At 61.7% G+C, this 17,673-nt stretch carries 9 protein-coding genes; 5 read left to right on the top strand and 4 right to left on the bottom strand.

From position 1 onward, the window contains the following. Positions 1 to 106: 106 nt before the first annotated feature. On the bottom strand, positions 107 to 1,357 hold the full coding sequence (locus tag AC6H1L_RS05470) for an MFS transporter (protein ID WP_497600525.1): 1,251 nt from the start codon (positions 1,355 to 1,357) through the stop codon (positions 107 to 109). Between the two features lie 291 nt (positions 1,358 to 1,648). Between AC6H1L_RS05470 and AC6H1L_RS05465 the strand changes: the two genes are divergently transcribed. Beyond that, positions 1,649 to 1,957, top strand: coding sequence for a GlsB/YeaQ/YmgE family stress response membrane protein (locus AC6H1L_RS05465; RefSeq protein ID WP_497600524.1), 309 nt, complete (start codon positions 1,649 to 1,651; stop codon positions 1,955 to 1,957). Between the two features lie 380 nt (positions 1,958 to 2,337). Here AC6H1L_RS05465 and AC6H1L_RS05460 read toward each other — a convergent pair whose 3' ends face one another. Continuing rightward, positions 2,338 to 2,877: an adenine phosphoribosyltransferase gene (locus AC6H1L_RS05460; protein ID WP_297162753.1), complete on the bottom strand. Its 540-nt coding sequence runs from the start codon at positions 2,875 to 2,877 to the stop codon at positions 2,338 to 2,340. 446 nt (positions 2,878 to 3,323) lie between these two features. Further along, entirely contained in the window at positions 3,324 to 3,770 is a 447-nt protein-coding gene (gene mscL / locus AC6H1L_RS05455; RefSeq protein WP_497600523.1) for a large conductance mechanosensitive channel protein MscL, read from the bottom strand. A 365-nt stretch (positions 3,771 to 4,135) separates the two neighbouring features. Between mscL and AC6H1L_RS05450 the strand changes: the two genes are divergently transcribed. The 4 genes from AC6H1L_RS05450 to AC6H1L_RS05435 all read left to right on the top strand — a co-directional run bounded on the left by AC6H1L_RS05450 (position 4,136) and on the right by AC6H1L_RS05435 (position 13,865). After that, entirely contained in the window at positions 4,136 to 5,578 is a 1,443-nt protein-coding gene (locus AC6H1L_RS05450) for a DNA polymerase Y family protein (RefSeq protein ID WP_497600522.1), read from the top strand. Positions 5,579 to 5,840: 262 nt separating this feature from the next. Continuing rightward, on the top strand, positions 5,841 to 8,696 hold the full coding sequence (locus AC6H1L_RS05445; protein ID WP_497600521.1) for a DUF4012 domain-containing protein: 2,856 nt from the start codon (positions 5,841 to 5,843) through the stop codon (positions 8,694 to 8,696). Between the two features lie 399 nt (positions 8,697 to 9,095). Then, complete coding sequence (locus tag AC6H1L_RS05440) at positions 9,096 to 12,749, top strand: AAA family ATPase (RefSeq protein ID WP_497600520.1); 3,654 nt, start codon at positions 9,096 to 9,098, stop codon at positions 12,747 to 12,749. A 945-nt stretch (positions 12,750 to 13,694) separates the two neighbouring features. Beyond that, positions 13,695 to 13,865, top strand: a complete 171-nt coding sequence (locus AC6H1L_RS05435; protein ID WP_297165242.1) for a hypothetical protein — start codon at positions 13,695 to 13,697, stop codon at positions 13,863 to 13,865. Positions 13,866 to 14,203: 338 nt separating this feature from the next. Here the strand turns inward: AC6H1L_RS05435 and AC6H1L_RS05430 are convergent, their stop codons facing one another. Then, entirely contained in the window at positions 14,204 to 17,275 is a 3,072-nt protein-coding gene (locus AC6H1L_RS05430) for a GAF domain-containing sensor histidine kinase (protein ID WP_497600519.1), read from the bottom strand. Positions 17,276 to 17,673: the final 398 nt, after the last annotated feature.

Genomic DNA, 17,673 nt, shown 5'->3' with positions numbered 1-17,673 from the left:
GACCGGAGCGCAACAGGAAGAAACTCTCTCTGATCGCACCTGGCCTCAGCGTCCTGGCGCCAGGCGCGACCAAGAGAGACCAGGGGCACCCCTCTGCGTGAGGCGCTCAGGCATGGGTCGGGCGGCGTCCAAAGGCCACCAGTAGCAGGCTAGCAGCGATTACCAGACAAATAGCCGCAAAGAGAAAGGCGGCGGAGAGGTCCACATAGGTCTGTAGCCAGCCGGCCACCGTTGGCCCCAGACTGTACCCGATGCTCCAGGTCACTGAGTAGAAGCCGCTCAAGGTGGCGCGATAGCGCTCAGATACTTGCTCCATTGCGAAGGCCGTATAGACCGGCTCAATGAGCAAGCGCAGGAACGAGCGAGCGTACTCGCCGAGCACGGCCACCACTAGAATCGGCGAATAGCCGATCAAGATCATCAGGGGCGCGCTGACATACATTACAGTAGTAATGATGCCTATCTTGCTCCAGCGGTGCACAAAAAGCGGAGCTGTCAACGAGAACAGGCCGCCGGCCAGGCCGGAGATCGTGAAGATCACCCCGAGCGGACCTGGCAGCAAAGCGAAGCGCAGCACGAAGAAAAGCTGAATCAACGCGATGACTGCCCCTTCGCCCATATTGAAGATCAGATCGGGCACGAGCAACTGAGCAAAGACCGTCAGCGGAAAGCGCTCGCCGGCCTCAGAGCGAGAGGAAGCCGTAGCGGGCCTCTGAGCGGTCGCCGAGCCGCGGCGGGAAGACGTGGGTGGCGAGGCCTGGAGGAACCAGAGCGGTAGCCCGAAAAGTCCGCTCACCAGCGAGGCGCTCAGCACGCCCCAGCGCAAAGCCAGCACGCTATTGGCGCTCACCTGTAGCACGCTGGCCACCAGCTCGGGGATAGCGCCGCCGAGCAAATTACCCAAAGCCCCCACGCCCAACAACAAAAAGCTATTGAGAGCCAGCACCCCTACACGCTGCTCCTCGCTGGTCTTCTCGATCAGCAGAGGAACATTCGTCACCCAATAGGCGGTCGAGGCCACTCCCTGGAAAAAGGCGGCCAGCAGCAGCAGGGGAGCCGCTGAGGTCAGGCCGATCAGCGCCAGAAACAGAGGCGTCAGCAAGGCCGAGGCCAGCAGCACTGGCTTATAGCCCAGGCGATCGGCCAGCAGCCCGCTGGGCACCGCACTGACCAGCGAGCCGAGGGCTGGCATTGCGCTCAGCAGCCCGATAAAGTCCGGCTGATAACCCAGGCTATGGGCATAGTAATTGATATCAAGCGTGCCGATCGTGAGCTGGAAGCCCTTACCGAGGGTATAGAACAGCAGCAGATAGACATCGCGAGGAAGCTGCAACCAGGTCGCCAGCCTCATTCCCATCCCGCTGCCACGCTCCCCCTGCTGAACCCTCTGTAGCCCGTCTCCCGCACCGTTGGCAGAATCCTGAGAGAGATCGGGCCTAGAAGACATCGTCTGCGACTCCTGTCGTCCTCATACGTAGAGCAAAATGGAGAAAAGAGATGCAAAGAGCTATGCCCTCGTAGGGTATCATATCCGCGAGAGACGTGGCAACAGTGAGCCGGGGCCGGCGTAGCCCATCAGCAGGCGGCGGCAGCAGGCTCCGGCCTTGAACAAGCAACCTGAGCAGAAGGAGAGCAAGAGTCTTTCGCAATGGATGGAATCAGCTTTCACCCTGGCACGGGCCACATCTACCTCTATCCCGGCGAGCTGTTCGCCTGGCTGCTGGCTGGGCTGATCGCTGGCTTTCTGGCGGCGAAGCTAGTGCGTGGGCGAAGATTGGGGTGCCTTCTCGAAATCTCTGTCGGACTGGCAGGGGCCATCATTGGCGGTTTTCTAATGAGCCTGCTGGGCATCAACGAGACCTTTCGCTTTCTGGGTACGACCCTGGTCGCCTTTCTAGGCGCCTGCCTGCTATTGCTGCTCGTCGAGCTTGTCGCCGGGGGAAGGCGCTCGCCCTAGACAGTCAACCAGGCGCCCCGGCTCAGCTCAGGTCACGCCGGACCGAACGCGATTGCGAACGGGGGGAGGCTCCGGCCCCCTGTCCATCGCGCCGCACCGCACCGTACCGCACGGCGCTTGCACAACGTAAGACGCGTGGGAAGGGCCACCGCTACACGCCTGGAAGTGGGTGGAGACCGCTGCGCTGGCCAGCGTTCAGGCTTCCCACGCGCCTGGAGTGAGAGCCGGGAAGAAAGACGGAAGGGAGAGAAACAGCGGCGTCACACCACGCTCTGCCTCTCTGGCTGACCGCCAGCCTGCTGCGCCTTCCTCTCACCTCCACTTCGTCCGGCTGCCTGGCTAGCTGGCTGACCATTTCCTTCTTTCTTTCTGGCTAGCTATTAGTACTTAATCAACGCGAAGACGTCGTAGCCTTTGAGGCGCTCTCGGCCCTTCAGATAGGTCAGCTCCACAAGGAAAGCGATCCCTGCGATATGGCCCCCCAGCTTCTCGACTAACTCCATTGCCGCCGAGACGGTGCCACCGGTTGCCAGCAGATCATCGACGATCAGCACCCGCTCGCCTGGTTTAATGGCGTCGGTGTGCATCTCCACAATATTGGTGCCGTACTCTAGCGCGTACTCCACGCTGACCGTCTTCGCCGGCAGCTTCCCAAACTTGCGTACCGGAACGAAGCCGCAGCCGAGCAAATAGGCCAGGGGGGCACCGAAAATAAAGCCACGGGATTCGACGCCAACGACGGTCTGGATGCCCGCACCGGAATAGTGGGCTGCCAGGCGATCGATGGCGGCGCGGAAAGCCTCGGGATTCTGCAGAAGGGGAGTGATATCGCGAAAGAGCACACCCTTCTGGGGGAAATCGGGAATATCTCTGATCCAGTCTTCCAGCCGTAGTGGCCCCGACGCAGATGACGATGACATCCTAAGCGCTCCGTTTCCTTCCTTCTTCCTCAACAAAGAACTAAGTCAGGCCGCCTCTCCAGGGGCTTCTATGCGCATAGCGAATCCACGACCGGCCTAGCACAGAAGTGATCAGGCAACGCAGGTCTCCGTATGTTGTGCAGCAAGAGATTAGCCTCATGCGCTCTTGGCTGGACCACGCTCGGCCCAAGCCTGCGGCTCTGCCCTTACCCTGACCTGACGTTGGCCTGATCACATACGTCGGCATTGCCTTCGGATTCCGTAGATTAGTATAGCACGAATCTCCCGCCTGGCGAGGGAGAAGACAATCCCCCTCCCCCTTTCATGCATGGCAGTCAGTGACAAAGGAGAAACAGCTCATGCGAGACGCCAGCCAGGAGCGCTTCGTCAGAAAACCTGGCTGGAAACAGACAGCTTCACGCGCCAGCCGCTGAAGCCGGAGAAGACTAACCCTGTCCCAGCTCCGAGGTGCAATACGCGCAGCGGCGCGCTCCCACGGGAACACTGCTCAAGCAATAGGGGCACTGGCGCGTAGCTGCCTCCTCGGGCACACCCTTCTTGTGCATGGCCATCAGCTTACTGACCGGCAACACAATCAAGAAATAGAGGACCGCCGCCACAATCAGAAAGCTGACGGCACTGTTAATGACTGTCCCGAAAGCAAAGCGGCCTGCGTTCAAGTGTGAGAAGTCGAAGCCACCAAAGAGGCCAATCAAAGGGGTAATGAGTCCGCTCACAATGGCATTGACCAGGTTAGTGAAGGCGGAGCCGATAACGATGCCGACGGCCAGATCCACTACATTGCCACGCAAGATAAAAGCTTTAAAGCCGCCCAAGGTTTCTCTGGCACCTTTTCCCACTCTGCTAAGTGTCTCGTTCTGAAGCATGGACATCGTGTCTTTCCCTCCAATCTGAGCGTGAGCGCACTACCGCGTCGGTAATGCTACCAGCCGTCGCTGCCGGAGAGGCAGGAGCTGGGTGGGCTGCCTGGTCTGGGCCATTCCGCCCCACGAACAGCTTACCATATTTTCTGGCGAAGCTGAACGGGGTAGCGCGCCAGACTCCGAAGACCATCAGCCGCGCTCGCTCGCTTGCTTGATCGCTCGTCTGCCCCCAAAGAAAGCAAAGCAGAGTTTAGGGAGCTGCCGCCTCTCAGGAAGCCCGCGCCGATGCTATTGACTGCAGCAATGGGCTGAAAATAGCCAGCCTGTAGCGTATAATCTAAACTGGGAGAGGTTAGTTTGAGCAGAAGGCTACTATGGAGCACGATCAGTCAGGGACGTTGAATCCGTCGATGCTTGGGAGCCAGGCGTCCCAGCGGCCTCAGCGGGAAGCGGGTGGGGAGCCGGTTGGGCGCGGGATGGCCCCCGAACAGGCGCGCCTGCGCCAGGGAATCATGCATGTGCGCATTCGTCACTTTTACTGTACGTTGGAGGAGATGGCCAATCCCGACCTGCGCGGTCTGCCCTTCGTCGTAGGAACCGGCACGGGTCGCCCCAACGAGCCGGGGCGCGTCATTGACGCCTCCCCTGCCGCGGTGCGCCTGGGCATCGTTCCCGGCATGCCGCTGCGTCGGGCCTATCGCCTTGCGCCGCGCACGCTTTTCCTGCCAGCCTCCTACGAGCGCTATCAGCCAGTTCTGCAGCGCTTGCGTGAACGCTATCGCGCCTGCTCGCATATTGTCGAATCGGTTCCTCTGGCTGACGCCTTCATCGACCTGAGCGGCAGCCCTCAACCCATCGCCTCACCGGTGTTGCTGGCCCAGCAACTTGGCAGCGAGATCGCCGCCCTTGGCCTGACCGCCCTGATCGGCATCGCCAGCGGCAAGATCATCGCCGAGCTGGCCGCTCTCATGAGCCGCAAAGACGGGCGTCAGGGTATCCTCTATATCCCGCCAGGTCGCGAAGCCTCCTTTGTGCAGTCGCTCCCTCTCTCTGTGCTGCTCCAGCTCCACGGCAGCGAGCCTGGCCCGACCGGCGCGCGCGAGAGCGATAACGAAGGGACAGGACCGCGCCCCGCCGGAGCCGAGCTAGAAGGCCGCGCCGACCGCTTTGATGTCGAAGAATTGGCCGAGCTGGTTGCTCACCTGCGCGACTTCGGCATCACGACCTTCGCCCAGGTGGCAGCCCTCTCCCCTGATGGACTGGAACGGCGCCTGGGGCGTCTTGGTCGCTGGCTCCATCAGCTAGCTCAAGGCCAGGATCATAGCCTGGTGATCCCCGATGCCCCACCGCTGAGTCAGAATGCGCGCATTCGTTTCCAGCACGCCGCCGATGCTGACGAAACCTGTGCCGCCATTCATAAGCTGGGCAGCTACCTGGCCGGGCGCCTGCGTGAGCAACGTCTCAAGGGGCGCGTGGTCGCCTTGCTGCTCTGGCCAGCGCAGGCACGCCGCGATACGCGCCGCCTCCTCTTGGACGAGCAAGGTGAAGAGCCGGCTTTGCGCGAGGGTGAGGAGGCCATCGGCGGACAGATTACGCTGGAACGCCATACTGACGAGGCTGATATTCTGATCCACCATTTGCTGATGCTCTTCGCCCATTACCATCGCTCCGGTATGCGCTATCTCCAGGTGCTCGCGCGCATTGGCGACATCATCACCGCGGTCACCCCCTACTATCCGCCCCCGGCACGCGCTCGCGGCAGACCAACGCGCCGCCTGGATCTGAGCACTCGTAAGCTGATGAACGGCGAACGCTAGGTACGGTGCCCTGCCCTGCTCTGGCTCTCCCGGCTCAGCAGGCTCCCTCTGATCCCTGTCCCCTGGTAGGCCAGATTGTCCCGGGCAGAACAGGACCCCTGATTGAAAAAGCAACATCGGCTGTGCACCATACGTTATACTCAGGGAGAGAGGAACCGCTCTATCCTGCTAACCAGACTGTGTAAAAACTCTATTACCTGTGTCTGTCATACATTGACATATAAAGAGATCAAGCTGCCAGGGGTTATTTCTGAGGTAATCCATGTCTGATATGCCTATAGATAGCAATCGCTCACTGCGGGACACAGAGGCGCAGCTCAGCAACCCACAGGAGAAGCCGGCCCGGCCCAGCGCCCTCCCTGGCGCGAGTGCGGCAGAGGAGAACAGCGAGCGGCCAGAGGCGACGGCGAGCAGCCTGGCGGATGAAGATACGCTCAAGCTCCAGAGCATGGCGGCGGCCAGGGCCGTAGAGCAGCGTACCAGCGATGAAACGCGAGCCGCCATTGAACGAGCGGCGGCGACCTGGTCCTCGCTGCTGCAAGCCGGCCCGGCGCCAGTAACCTTCCCTGCGGCTCCCGCCGCTCAGGCGGCTCAGTCAGAGCCGCAAGCGGCGGAGCCAGAGAACACGCGCCAGGAGCAGGCCGAGGAGACGCGCAAAGCTGTCCTCAGTGAGGCTGAGACCCTGCGTCTGGCGACCGTGGCTCCCGAGACGTCGGCAGCCCTCTCCTCGCTGGCCGATGCCGAGACGCTGCCCCTTGCCAGTCCAGGGGTCATCACGGCCCAGGGAGAGCGAGAGGCCGCCCGGCTACAGACCATCCAGACCCGCGATCACAACGCTCAAAAGGGGCAGGAACTTAGCCCTACAGCAGAGAGAGCGCGAAAGCGAGCTGCTCAACCTCGCGCTGCCCTGCGTCCTCCCCACTGGGCGCAACGTCTCTGGAAGGAGGCGCGTTACGGTACTGGGCAGCAGCGTCTCAAGGCCCTTGTGCTGCTCATCATCCTCGTACTCGGCATTGGCGGGCCGGTGATCGGCGGCCTGCTCGTAAGCCTGCAAGCCTATCTCACCTATAGCACGCTGCGTGGCCAGGCCTCCGCCGGCGTCGAGCATCTCCTTGCCCTCAAGACCATCTTTAACGGCGTCAAGTCTCATCCCTCTAGCCTGTTCGAGACGAGCCGCTTGAATCAAGCCGCGCAGGAGTTGCAGCAAGCTCAACAGTCCTTCAGTGAGGCGCGAGACACCATTGACCACTCGGCCCTTATTCATACCCTTGTTGCCATCCTTCCACAGTATCAAGTGCAAGTCAGATCGGCGCGAGCTGCGGCCCAGATCGGCGTAGACGTCAGCGTCATTGGCCTCAAGCTCATTCCCGCGGCCAAGACGCTGGCGCCGCACTTCCAGGGTCCCCTACTCAGCGACTCCAGCAAACCGCTGGTCACGCAAGACATGCTGAACCTGCTGAGCCGGACTATTGATGACATCATGCCCTCGCTGCGCGACGTAGAGGCCCAGAGTCAGCGCCTCTCGCTAGAGGCCTTGCCCCTCAGCGGCAGCCAGCGCCAGCAGGTGCAGCAGCTTCTGCAAGTGCTCCCCATGCTTCAGCAGAGCCTCGCTCAGGCCCGTGAGCTGCTCAACGCTGCCGGCTGGTTGCTGGGAGTAGACAAGCCGCGCACCTACCTGGTGCAGACGATGGACCGCTCCGAGCTTCGTCCTGCGGGCGGCTTCACCGGCCAGTATGGCGAACTGACCATCAACGCGGGCCGGATCGCGCCCTTTTCGCTCAAAGACATCTCCTTCGTCGAATACACGGCCACCAGCCCAACCCTGGGGCAACTGGCGCCCGAGCCGTATCGTTCCTGGTGGCCCTTTGCCAACTGGGGGCTACGCGACTCCAATCTCTCGGCGGACTTCCCCACTACGGGGCAGCTAGCCATCCAGGCCTACCAGCACGAAACGGGACGACATGTCGACGGCATCATTGCCTTAACGCCCTTCTTCATCGAACACGTCCTGCAGGTCATTGGTCCTATCACCGTACCGGGCTACAACGAGACCATTACCGCTCAGAATCTGGAAGACCGCCTGCACTATTACCAGCTTGACAGCGCCGGGGTGCGCAAGCAGCAGATCGTCCAACATGTCGACGATGCGGGCCAGGCGCGCAAGCTCTTCACGTCGCGCCTGGCTCAGACTCTGCTGGATCGCGTGCGTCATGCCCCCCCTGACGAAATCGTGGCCATCGCCCATGAGGCCCTCTACGACCTCAAGACCAAAGACATCGAAATCTACGTCACCGATCCGCACGTCGAGCAGCTCCTGATCCAGTATGGCTATGGGGCCCAGGTAGACCGCTCGACCAGTCACGACGGCCTCTATATAGTCCAGGCCAACCTGAACGCTACCAAAGCCTCGCAATATGTGCGCACTCTCATTCATGACGTCGTGACCCTGGATGCCAGCGGGGGAGCCACCCACTATCTCCAGCTCCGTCTAGCCTATACCGATACCGGACCGGTCTATGGCTACGACACCTATCGTGACTACGTGCGCATCTATGTGCCGCCTAACAGCAAGCTCCTGAGCGGCAACGGCTTTGATAGTGGGACGCCTCTCTGCGGTGGACCTCTGCCGGCCTGCAACGCGACCGTCGTCTACCCACACGACGAGCTGATGTGTCCGCCAGGCCAGTACCAGCCGGGAGCGGCCTCGCCGACGCTCAGCGACCCGAACCCAGGCGACTGGCACCCGCTGGACAGCGTCGGACCACCGGCCAACACCGTCAGCGATGTACCGGGACGCGCCATGTTCGGCGGCTGGGTAGTGGTTCCCAAGAACTGTACCATCACCGTCACCCTCTCCTGGTATGTTCCCCCGCTCAACAAGGGACACTATGCCCTGTTGGTCCAGCGGCAAGCGGGCACCTACCCGGAGCTGGATGTCACCATCCTGCCGCCTGACCCCTGCAGTCAGCTCGGCATCGCAGGCGTCCACGTCGATACCCTCATGAGCAGCGACCTGCTCATCACGCCGCGCAGCTTGCCAACAGGCAGCGGTCAGGGCCAGAGCCAGAACCAGAGCACGGGGAGCCAGAGCAGCTGTTACCCGCGCCTCGGTGTCTAGCCTGACCCTGCCCTTGTCGGCCTGGGAAGAGCGCCTGGCCCCCCGTCCGGCGCGCGTCGCCTGGTCGCCGTCCCAGCCTAACCCGGCCCGCGGCATCCCCCGAGCCAGCCAGGCAATCCGGCAGCGAGCAGGGCGCCGCTCTGCCTGGCTGGGCCTGTATGCACATTACCGTCACGTCTCTAAAATGATCAAAAACTTGACCAATCATGACATATGTAGTATGCTCGTTCTACAGATAGGGCAGAGTGCTTGTATCTCTGGTGGCGAGGAGGCTAAGAATGCTACTGTTGCCAGCGGCTCACGCTTGGGATATACTGCTCTTGCAGTAGGTTGTATTCTCAGGGCTAGCTAATCTGGGAAGATAGTAGAAGAGAAGAACTCATGGAACTGCCGGCGCTCTTGAGTATCATACGCACTGAAAGCGTCTATCGTTTCCGGCTTGACCTGCCTGAATATCCTGCCAGGGAAGGTAGCAGGGAAGGGCGCGAGTACGTCACGGAGATCACCTCTGAGCTGAAAGAGCGGCTCAGGCGTAGTCTACAGGCCGTGACCCAATACATGCAGACGCAGGCTCTGGCCGATAGCAAGCGCCAGACAATGAAGTTAGGCGCGATCAACGATTCGGTACAGGCTCTGGGGCGCTTTCTCTTTGAGCAGCTGCTGCCGCTGCCGCTACAGGAGGCGCTGCGGCATCTTGATCTCCCCCTCTTGCTGGACACGAACACCCCCGAAATCCCCTGGGAGCTGTGCTTTGACAGCGGCATACGCCCAAGCCCCTTTCTCTGCCAGCGGCTGAGCGTGAGCCGACTGGCGGGCGAGCCGCGGCAAGAGCGAACGGCGCCGCTGACGGAGCGCATGCAGCGCAAGATGGGAAGGCGCGAGCCACTGGGCCTTTCAGTGCTCTTTCTTGTCAATCCCACGGGCGAGCGCAGCACTGCAGAGGAAGAGGTAGCCGCCTTATGCACGGCCCTGCCCGAGTCGATTGGGCGCACGATCCTCTACCGTCAGCAGGCCAATCAGCTCGACATGCGCATGCGCGTCAGCAGCGAGCCACCGCAGATCATTCACTATGCGGGCGCGGGGCCAGTGCTCATGGCCGGTGAGCCGGCGCTAGCTCTCGCAGGAAGCTCGCGGCTCGACAGCGAAGCGGCGACCCAGCTTTTCCAGCTTTTACCGCGGCGTCCTCTCATCTTTTTGAGCCACTATGAAGGCGACCGGTCGGCAGGCCGGGGGCTGGCCGGCCCTGGTGGGGGCATGGCGCCCCCCAGCCAGCCGGAGCGCGAGGAGCTGCTCCAGCGCCTGGCGAAACGGCTCATCGAGGCGGGCGCCGGGGCAGTCATCGTCTTGCGCTGGCCGCTGCCAGTAGCGCGCATCCGCGAATTCGCCGTCTTGCTCTACCAGGAACTAAGCGACGGGGTCACCGTTGGCGAAGCTGTCAGGCGCAGTCGCGCGGTCCTGGCCCAGCGTCGGCCCGAGCACGCCGCCTGGATTGCCTTCCAGCTCTATGGCGATCCCTTGCTGCGCTTGAGCTTCGGCATACCTGAGCGCAATCCCGCCGACTATGTTGACATCTTTGAAGAGGAGGAAGAGCCACTGATCCCCTCGCTGCCATCTTCGTCGCACACGCTTGACCGGCGCTTTCTGGAGGAGGTACTCAGCATTGCCCTGGCGGAAGCGCGGCGCATGCGCAAGGATTACCTGGGGACGCCTCACCTTTTCATTGCCCTCACCAAGCTTGATGGCGGCTGTACCCAGGATGCCCTGCGCAGTCTCAATTTCTCGCCCAAGCAGGTGCGCGATGTCATTCGCAGCGCCCTGGGCAGCGGCAAGGCCACCAGCGACACCCCCATTCTGCCCACGCGGCGCTGTAAGGAGATCCTGCTGACCGCCGAGCGCAATGCCATCAATGCCGGCGCCACCATGATCGATGAGCGCGCCATCGCACGCGCCGTGCTGAGTGAGGGCGATGGCGTGACCCACAACCTGCTGACGCAGATCGGCATCAATCCCGAGCAGCTGATCGAGCTGATTATGGCCAGCGAGGCCCATGCCTTGCTAGAGCTGGCCCCTTCTTCAGAGCCGCATCAGCCCCCGACGGTAGAGATGCCTGCGGGCTTCAGCGTGGTTGAGCCGGCGCCGCGCCCCAGCAACTCGCTGCTTGAACGATTGGGCCGCGACCTCACCCGCCAGGCCAGTCTAAAACAGTTGCCCCCGCTCATTGGCCGCGAAAAAGAGCTGCGCCTGCTGATGCAGACCATGATGCTCAAGGATCGCAACAATCCGATCTTGATCGGCGACTCGGGCGTGGGCAAAACAACCATCGTCGGTGGCCTGGCGCAACGCATTGTCGAAGGCCGTGTCCCCCCGGAGCTGCGTGGCAAGCGCCTCATCGAGCTGTCGGCCAGCTCGCTGGTGGCTGGCACTAAGTACCGCGGCGAGTTCGAGGAGCGCCTGCTCAAGGTGCTGGAGGAGGCCGAGAACAGCGGCAATATCATTCTCTTTATCGATGAAATGCATCTGCTGATCGGCACCGGGCGCGCTGCTGACGGCAGCATCGATGCCGCTGGCATTCTCAAGCCGGCGCTGGCCGGAGGCCGGCTGCGCTGCATCGGGGCAACCACGCCACAGGAATATCGCATGATCGAGAAAGATGCGGCCATGGAGCGCCGCCTGCGCCCGATCATTATCGAAGAGCCGTCGCCGGAGGAAGCCCTGCAGGTCCTGCGCGGTATGCGTGAGCTGTACGAACAGCATCACCATGTCAGCATTACAGATGAGGCTCTACACGCTGCAGTCCATCTCTCGGTGCAATATCTGCCCAATCTGCGCTTACCCGACAAGGCCTGCAGCGTGCTAGATGAGGCCTGCTCGCAGGCGCGGGTCTTCTGGGTAGAAGACGAATCGGTCGAGCAGGATAATCGCGACGAGCTGGGCGAGGAACCAGTGATCACGGCGGCCACGGTGGCCGAGGTCATCTCGGCGCGCACGGGTATTCCAGTGAATGCGCCGGGCCGCGAAGAGCGCGATCGCCTCCTGAACCTGGAGAGCCGGCTGAAAGCGCGCGTCATCGGCCAGGACGAGGCTATTCGGCGCGTGACGCAGGCGATTCAGGTGGCGCGAGCCGGCCTGAAGCCGCGCAATCGCCCTGCGGGGGTCTTTCTCTTCCTGGGGCCAACCGGTGTCGGCAAGACCGAGCTGGCGCGGGCTTTGGCTGCTGAGGTCTTTGGCTCCGATGAATATCTGATCCGTGTGGATATGTCGGAGTACATGGAAAAACATGCCGTCTCGCGCATGGTGGGGGCGCCACCGGGCTACATCGGCTACGACCAGGAGGGCCAGCTCACGGGCAAGCTGCGCCGCCGTCCCCACTGCGTGGTCTTGCTCGATGAGGTCGAGAAGGCCCATCCCGAGGTTTTTGATCTCTTCTTGCAGGTGTTTGATGCCGGACGCCTGACCGATGCCCAGGGCCATACAGTCGATGCCCAACACGCCATTTGGATTATGACCTCAAATGTGGGCACCGACATGCTTGGGCGCTCGCTACCGAGTGGTTTCCGCGCTGCCAGCAAGACATCGCTGGAGGAGATGCAGCGGGAGCAGCTCATGGAGCGCCTGCGTCAGACCTTCCGTCCCGAGTTCCTCAGCCGCATCGATGAGATAGTCATCTTTCATCCGTTGACGCAGGAACATGCCCGGGCCATTACCCGCCTTCAGATGAACGAGCTGGCTTCACGTTTGCTAGAGCAAGGCCTGACCTTGCAGGCGGATGAGAGCGCCATCGATCTGCTCTGTAAGGAGGGTTTCAGCCGCACGCAGGGAGCGCGCCCTCTGCGCCGAGCTATTGAGCGCTTGCTAACGGTGCCGCTCAGCCTGCGTATCCTGATGGGCAACATTCCTAAGCCGGGCGTGGTACATGTCACCGCGGTCGATGGCCACCTGGAAATCAGTGTGCACGAGCCAGGGGCGGCCCCGACACCAACGCCGGCGCCGACCGCGGAGATCGCTGCCTCGACCGCGGAAGAGGTTGGCATAGAGGCCGATGCGGCCTCCTAGTTCTTTGAGTCTTGATTGCGGACCGCTAATTGGCAGAGAAAGGAAGCGCGCATGTGCGCCTACGTCGCTCGCCGCGCCCGCCAGGCGGCTGAGGAAGAGAAGGAGCTGAGGCGGGGCGCTGTGCGAGGATGAGCGGGCGACAGGGCCGGTTGAGAAGCAGGCGGGCTTGGGCCTCTGTCACCACAAGCTGGCCTGAGTGGGATGATCGTGGCGTGGTCGACCATCAGCCAGGGGAGAGTGAGAGAGGTGGAAAATGGTGTGGTGATCGTCTAACGGCTCGGAGCCAGTCGGCATGGCCTGCAGGGCTGTGCCCGGCTCAACGAGCCAGGGCCGGAACTCTGCGCTGCAGCCGCGCACAGGGTCAGGCTCAACGGACCCTCTGCTGTGGCACGCAACAGAGCGCTGCCGGAGCCTGTCCTCAGTTCCCCGGGCGCCGTGGCGCGGCGCGGCTCAACAGCCTCCGGTTCGGAGCACGCGGGCACACTGGCCTGAAGGCGCCCGGCTCAACGAGCACGCTGGCACCCAGACGATCACCACAGGTGACCCGACACCACTATCTTTAGTTTACTCCTGCCTCCTTCATGCTCGCTTTCCTATCGCTGTCAGCCTGGCTTGCTCGTAAGGTCGCTCGCAAGCGGCGCTCTCTCGCTTTTTACTGCTCGCTGGCGCCTAAACTACTCGCTTTGTGCGGCTCTGCCTCTCGCCGGGAGGCCGCGTGCTGGCTGGCCTGGCTAGAGAAGATCGGCGCGCTCTTACATAAGACAAGACAGCGGCTGTGCTGCCGGGTAGAGAAGCGAAGGGAGCGACGATGTGGTATCATATAGAGTGGCGAATCCTCTCTGAAGATCGGTGCACGTTAGCCCTCCTCGCTCATGCTGCGCTTGAGCGGCGAGTGGCGTCGGTACCTGCCTATAGACCGCGGTAAGGAGGTTCTCTTTTTTTGTCATGAAAGCAGTCAAAACACATGTGGGCCGCTGCGATACCTGCGGCGAGCCGGCAGCCTATGCTCAGCTGCTCTCCGGCGGGCGAACTTTCCGCTTCTGTGAGCAGCACGTACCACCTCTGGTGAAAAAGCAGGCAGAAGCGACTGCCGCTAAGGAAGAGCAGAAGAAGTAAGGAGTATGTGCTGAGTGCGGGCTGGCGCGGGTGGACAGGGCAAGCGGCCAGATCAGGAGAAGAGCAGAAGGGCATAAGACAAGGCGAGGCTGAGCCTATCGCGCTCCGCTGTCCTGTCTGCTCTTTGCGGCCTGCCCCTGCCCCCATGCCTCCCCTGACCTACTCTTCCCTCCCTGTCCTGGGCCGTGGCTGGTGCTGCTCAGGCAGGGGCCTCCACTTCAGCGGGTCGCTCGCTCGCTGCTCGTTGCCTACCTGACTAAAGGCGTGGGCCATGCCCGAGGCGAGGCGACGGCGGAGAAGACAAGACGGCCCCAGGCTTTGGCCGTCTCCTGGCTCGTTTAGTTGAGGCTACCGCCCATCAGAGGCAGCTCAATAGTAAAGGTGGCTCCCTCGCCCGGCACCCCTGTGCTTTCCACCCAGATTCTGCCCCTCATTGCCTCTACCAGGCGGCGCGAGATATAGAGGCCCAGGCCAGAGCCTCGCACCGGACTATTGACATCGCTCTCCAGGCGTACAAAGCGCTGAAACAGCTTGGGCTGGTCTTCTGGACGAATCCCTTTCCCGCGATCGCTGACGCTAATCAAGGCGCAGGGCCGGAGGGCACTATGATCCAACGAGGCGCGGGCGCGGAAGGTGATCGGCGTCCCGGGCGGCGAATACTTCAAAGCGTTCATGGCCAGATTGCGCAGGATCTGACGCAGGCGCACCGGATCGGCCTGTACGGCCAGATCGGGAGGGATATCCAGATAGACGATGCGTTCTTCCTGGGTCAATTGCGGCTCCATCATATCGACCACGCTTTGTACGATGTCCTCAACCGCCACCGTCTCGATGTGGGCCGGACGAATGCCGGCATCGACCTCCAGGCGACTGGCGTCCATGATGTTATTGAGCAGGATCACCAGCTCATCGCAGGCCAGGCGCGTCTTATGCAAGAACTCGCGGCGCTGATCAGGGGAGAGCGCTTCGTCGTACTGGGCCAGCAGCTCTAAATAGCCCTGGACGGCGGTCAGCGGCGTACGCAGCTCGTGAGAAGCGGTAATCATGAACTGGTCCTTGAGCTGGTCGAGTTCTTGTAATTGCTGGTGAGCGGTGCGCAGCTGCTGATAGAGCGTGGCATTGGTATAAGCGACGGCGGCCTGCTCGGCAAAGCCCTGGGCACGCGGCAAATCAGGCAGACCCAGAGGTTGGCGCTCCTGGGTACCTGGGCGCAGCGAGCGAGCCAGAACCAGAAGGCCGACGGCGACGTTGCGCGAGAAAAGAGGCGCCAGAATAGCGGTTGGCACATAGCGCCGGGCGAGCATCTCGCGCAAAGACAAGGCTCGATACATGCGTTGCCGCCGTGGGGGATGCTGCGACCAAGCGAGAGCGCCTGCGCCAACGCCGGCCTGGAGCAGGACCGGGGCGGGCGCTAGCGGTGGATCAAGCTGGTAAAAGTGAGTCAGCGGGATGAGCAGCGGCTGAGGCGAGGCCAGAGCCTGGGCCTCATACTCGTGCTCATAGATCACTGGCCACTCGCTCAGCTCACTGGCAGGCTCGCCGGAGCTGACGGCGATGGCCTGCGGGAACAGGCTGCCGTGCTGATCGGGGGTATAGAGCAGGACATAGTCGGCGTCGAGGGCGTTAGCGCCTTCGCGACAGATAATCTGGTGAATCTCCGTCGGCTCAACGATGGCCGAATTGAGGCGCGTCGCAATATTGGCCAGAGCCTGGGCAAAGGCCTCCTGCTCGCGGGCCTCCTGGTAGAGAAAGGCGTGTTCAAGCGCCGTAGCGGCCTGCTCTGCGAAAGCGCGCGCGGTCGTCTTCTGCGTTGACGAGAAGGGGCGATCTGAGCGACTGCAGAAGACCAGGTTGGCAAGGTGTTTCTCTTGATACATCAGAGGGATCACCAGGCTGGCCTGAATGCGCTCGTGCGTATACCAGGCCACGATCTCAGCGGGCAAGTGCTCGGGCGTCACCTCTGATTGGTGGACCTCCACCTCATAGGGCTGCAGAGCTGCGCAGACATCGAAGTGTTGTCCCTCAAAGCGCCAGAGCATTACCTGCTCGGCGGGTGGGGTGGCGACATAGACTTTCAGGCTGGCGGGCATATCGGGAAAAGGGGCTTTCTCCTGAATGAATAGCATGGCGGCCTCACAGCCCAGTGCCGTCGGAGCCAGACTGACGATCCGCTCCAGCAGCGGATTCAGCTCCAAAATCTCGCTGAGCTGAGCCGTGAGGAGACGCAGGCGCTCCGCCTCCTGTCGGCGCTCTTCGCGCTCATGCAGCAGCTCGCTATTCTGCCGATCAGTCAATAGATAGCGTAGAAAGAGACAGATAGCCACGGCGGCCGTCAACGTATCAAGAAAGGCGGCCCGGATGCCATCATGGATCAGACTGGAATAGAGCGTCAAAACGATCTCGATGATGAACGGCAAATAGATCAAGAGGCTTTGAAAGAGCAGGACATGGTCGGGGGGATAGTCACCTAACGACGAATCCTCGCTGCCTGCCCCCAGGCTCACTTCCTCCAGGGCCTGGCTGCCGCTGCGGGCCTGAGTCTGCTGGTGCTGGCGATAGGCGTCCCTGACGAGCGTAGTATATTGCCAAGAGGCGGTCAGGCCCAGCGCAGCGAAGAAGAGGAGCCAGCCGGTATCGACGTAGGGGGTTCCTGACACATAGCTCTGATGCAGAACCAGATAACAGTACCAGCTATCAGCCCAGAGTAAGGAGCAGGCGCCAACCGTGAGGAGCAGCAGCGAGGGGCGCAGAGGCCGCTCGACACGGGTCAAGGTCAGCAGCATAGCGCTGGCGAGCACGAGCAGCAGATCGAAGAAAGGATAGCTCAGGCTGATCCCCAGAGTGGCCAGATCGATGCCGTTATGGCGCAGCGTCGTGTAGGAAGGGCCGACCAGAAAGAACCAGATGGCGCCCAGCAGACAGAGGGTCGTAATGAGCGAATCCAGCAGAATCAAGAGAATAGCGCGCCTCAGCTTGAAGCCGCTCAGGATGAAAAGCTGACTGCTGGCCACCAGCAGATAATTGAGCAGGAAAGCAACATCGGCCAGCGAAGGAACCGTGTTGGCCTCTCCTACCCAATCGCGATAGAAGTAGAGAAGGCCGCCGAGAACGTCGAGCAGCAGAGCGAAGCTGACGAGCGACCAGGCGATCTGATAGCGAACCGTCAGGCGCAGAGGGCCATAGCGGCTGCGCCAGGCGGTGAGCGCGGCCTGGGCGGCAGCACCCAGGGCGCAGAGGCTGTACATGGCATCGGCAAAAAGGGCGGTCACCTGGCTGCCTCCCAATCGCAGGGCCATCCACAGGAGGCTTAGCAGCACAGTGAGGGCGGCAGCTCCGCTTTCCAAACTGCTTTCACGGTAGAGCTGCTGAAGATAGCTGGGCGTTAAGCGCTTCGTGACAACCGTTCTCATCGCTTCTCCCCGCCGTCCTGGCTTGTTGCTAGATCGCTGCCGGCTCTGCCTGCGGGCATGCTCACTGACTGACCACCTGGATGGGCTGGCTGATCAGCCAGCCTGCTGAATACGCTAGGCTTGAGCTTATGGCTGGCAGGCCGGAGTAGGTAGAGAGTAAGGATGAACATAGTATATCATAGATAGATTTAAGTGGAGCATTTTCCCCAAAGGGATAAGAGACCATTGCGCCAGTAGATGAACAACTGATCAGGTTATTTGCAGCTTTACCAGTTGCCGGTGAACAACAATAATTTTTATCAGGTTGGAGAAATGACAGGCGAGGGAGAAGGAGAGCGGCCTGACTTGCCCGACGGAGCCATCATACGGGCAGGAACATTGCTGAGGAGCGAGAACAA

This window comes from Thermogemmatispora argillosa, from assembly GCF_059696725.1.
Note: the sequence above shows the minus strand (reverse complement) of the source record. Positions and strands in the feature narration are given on the sequence as shown.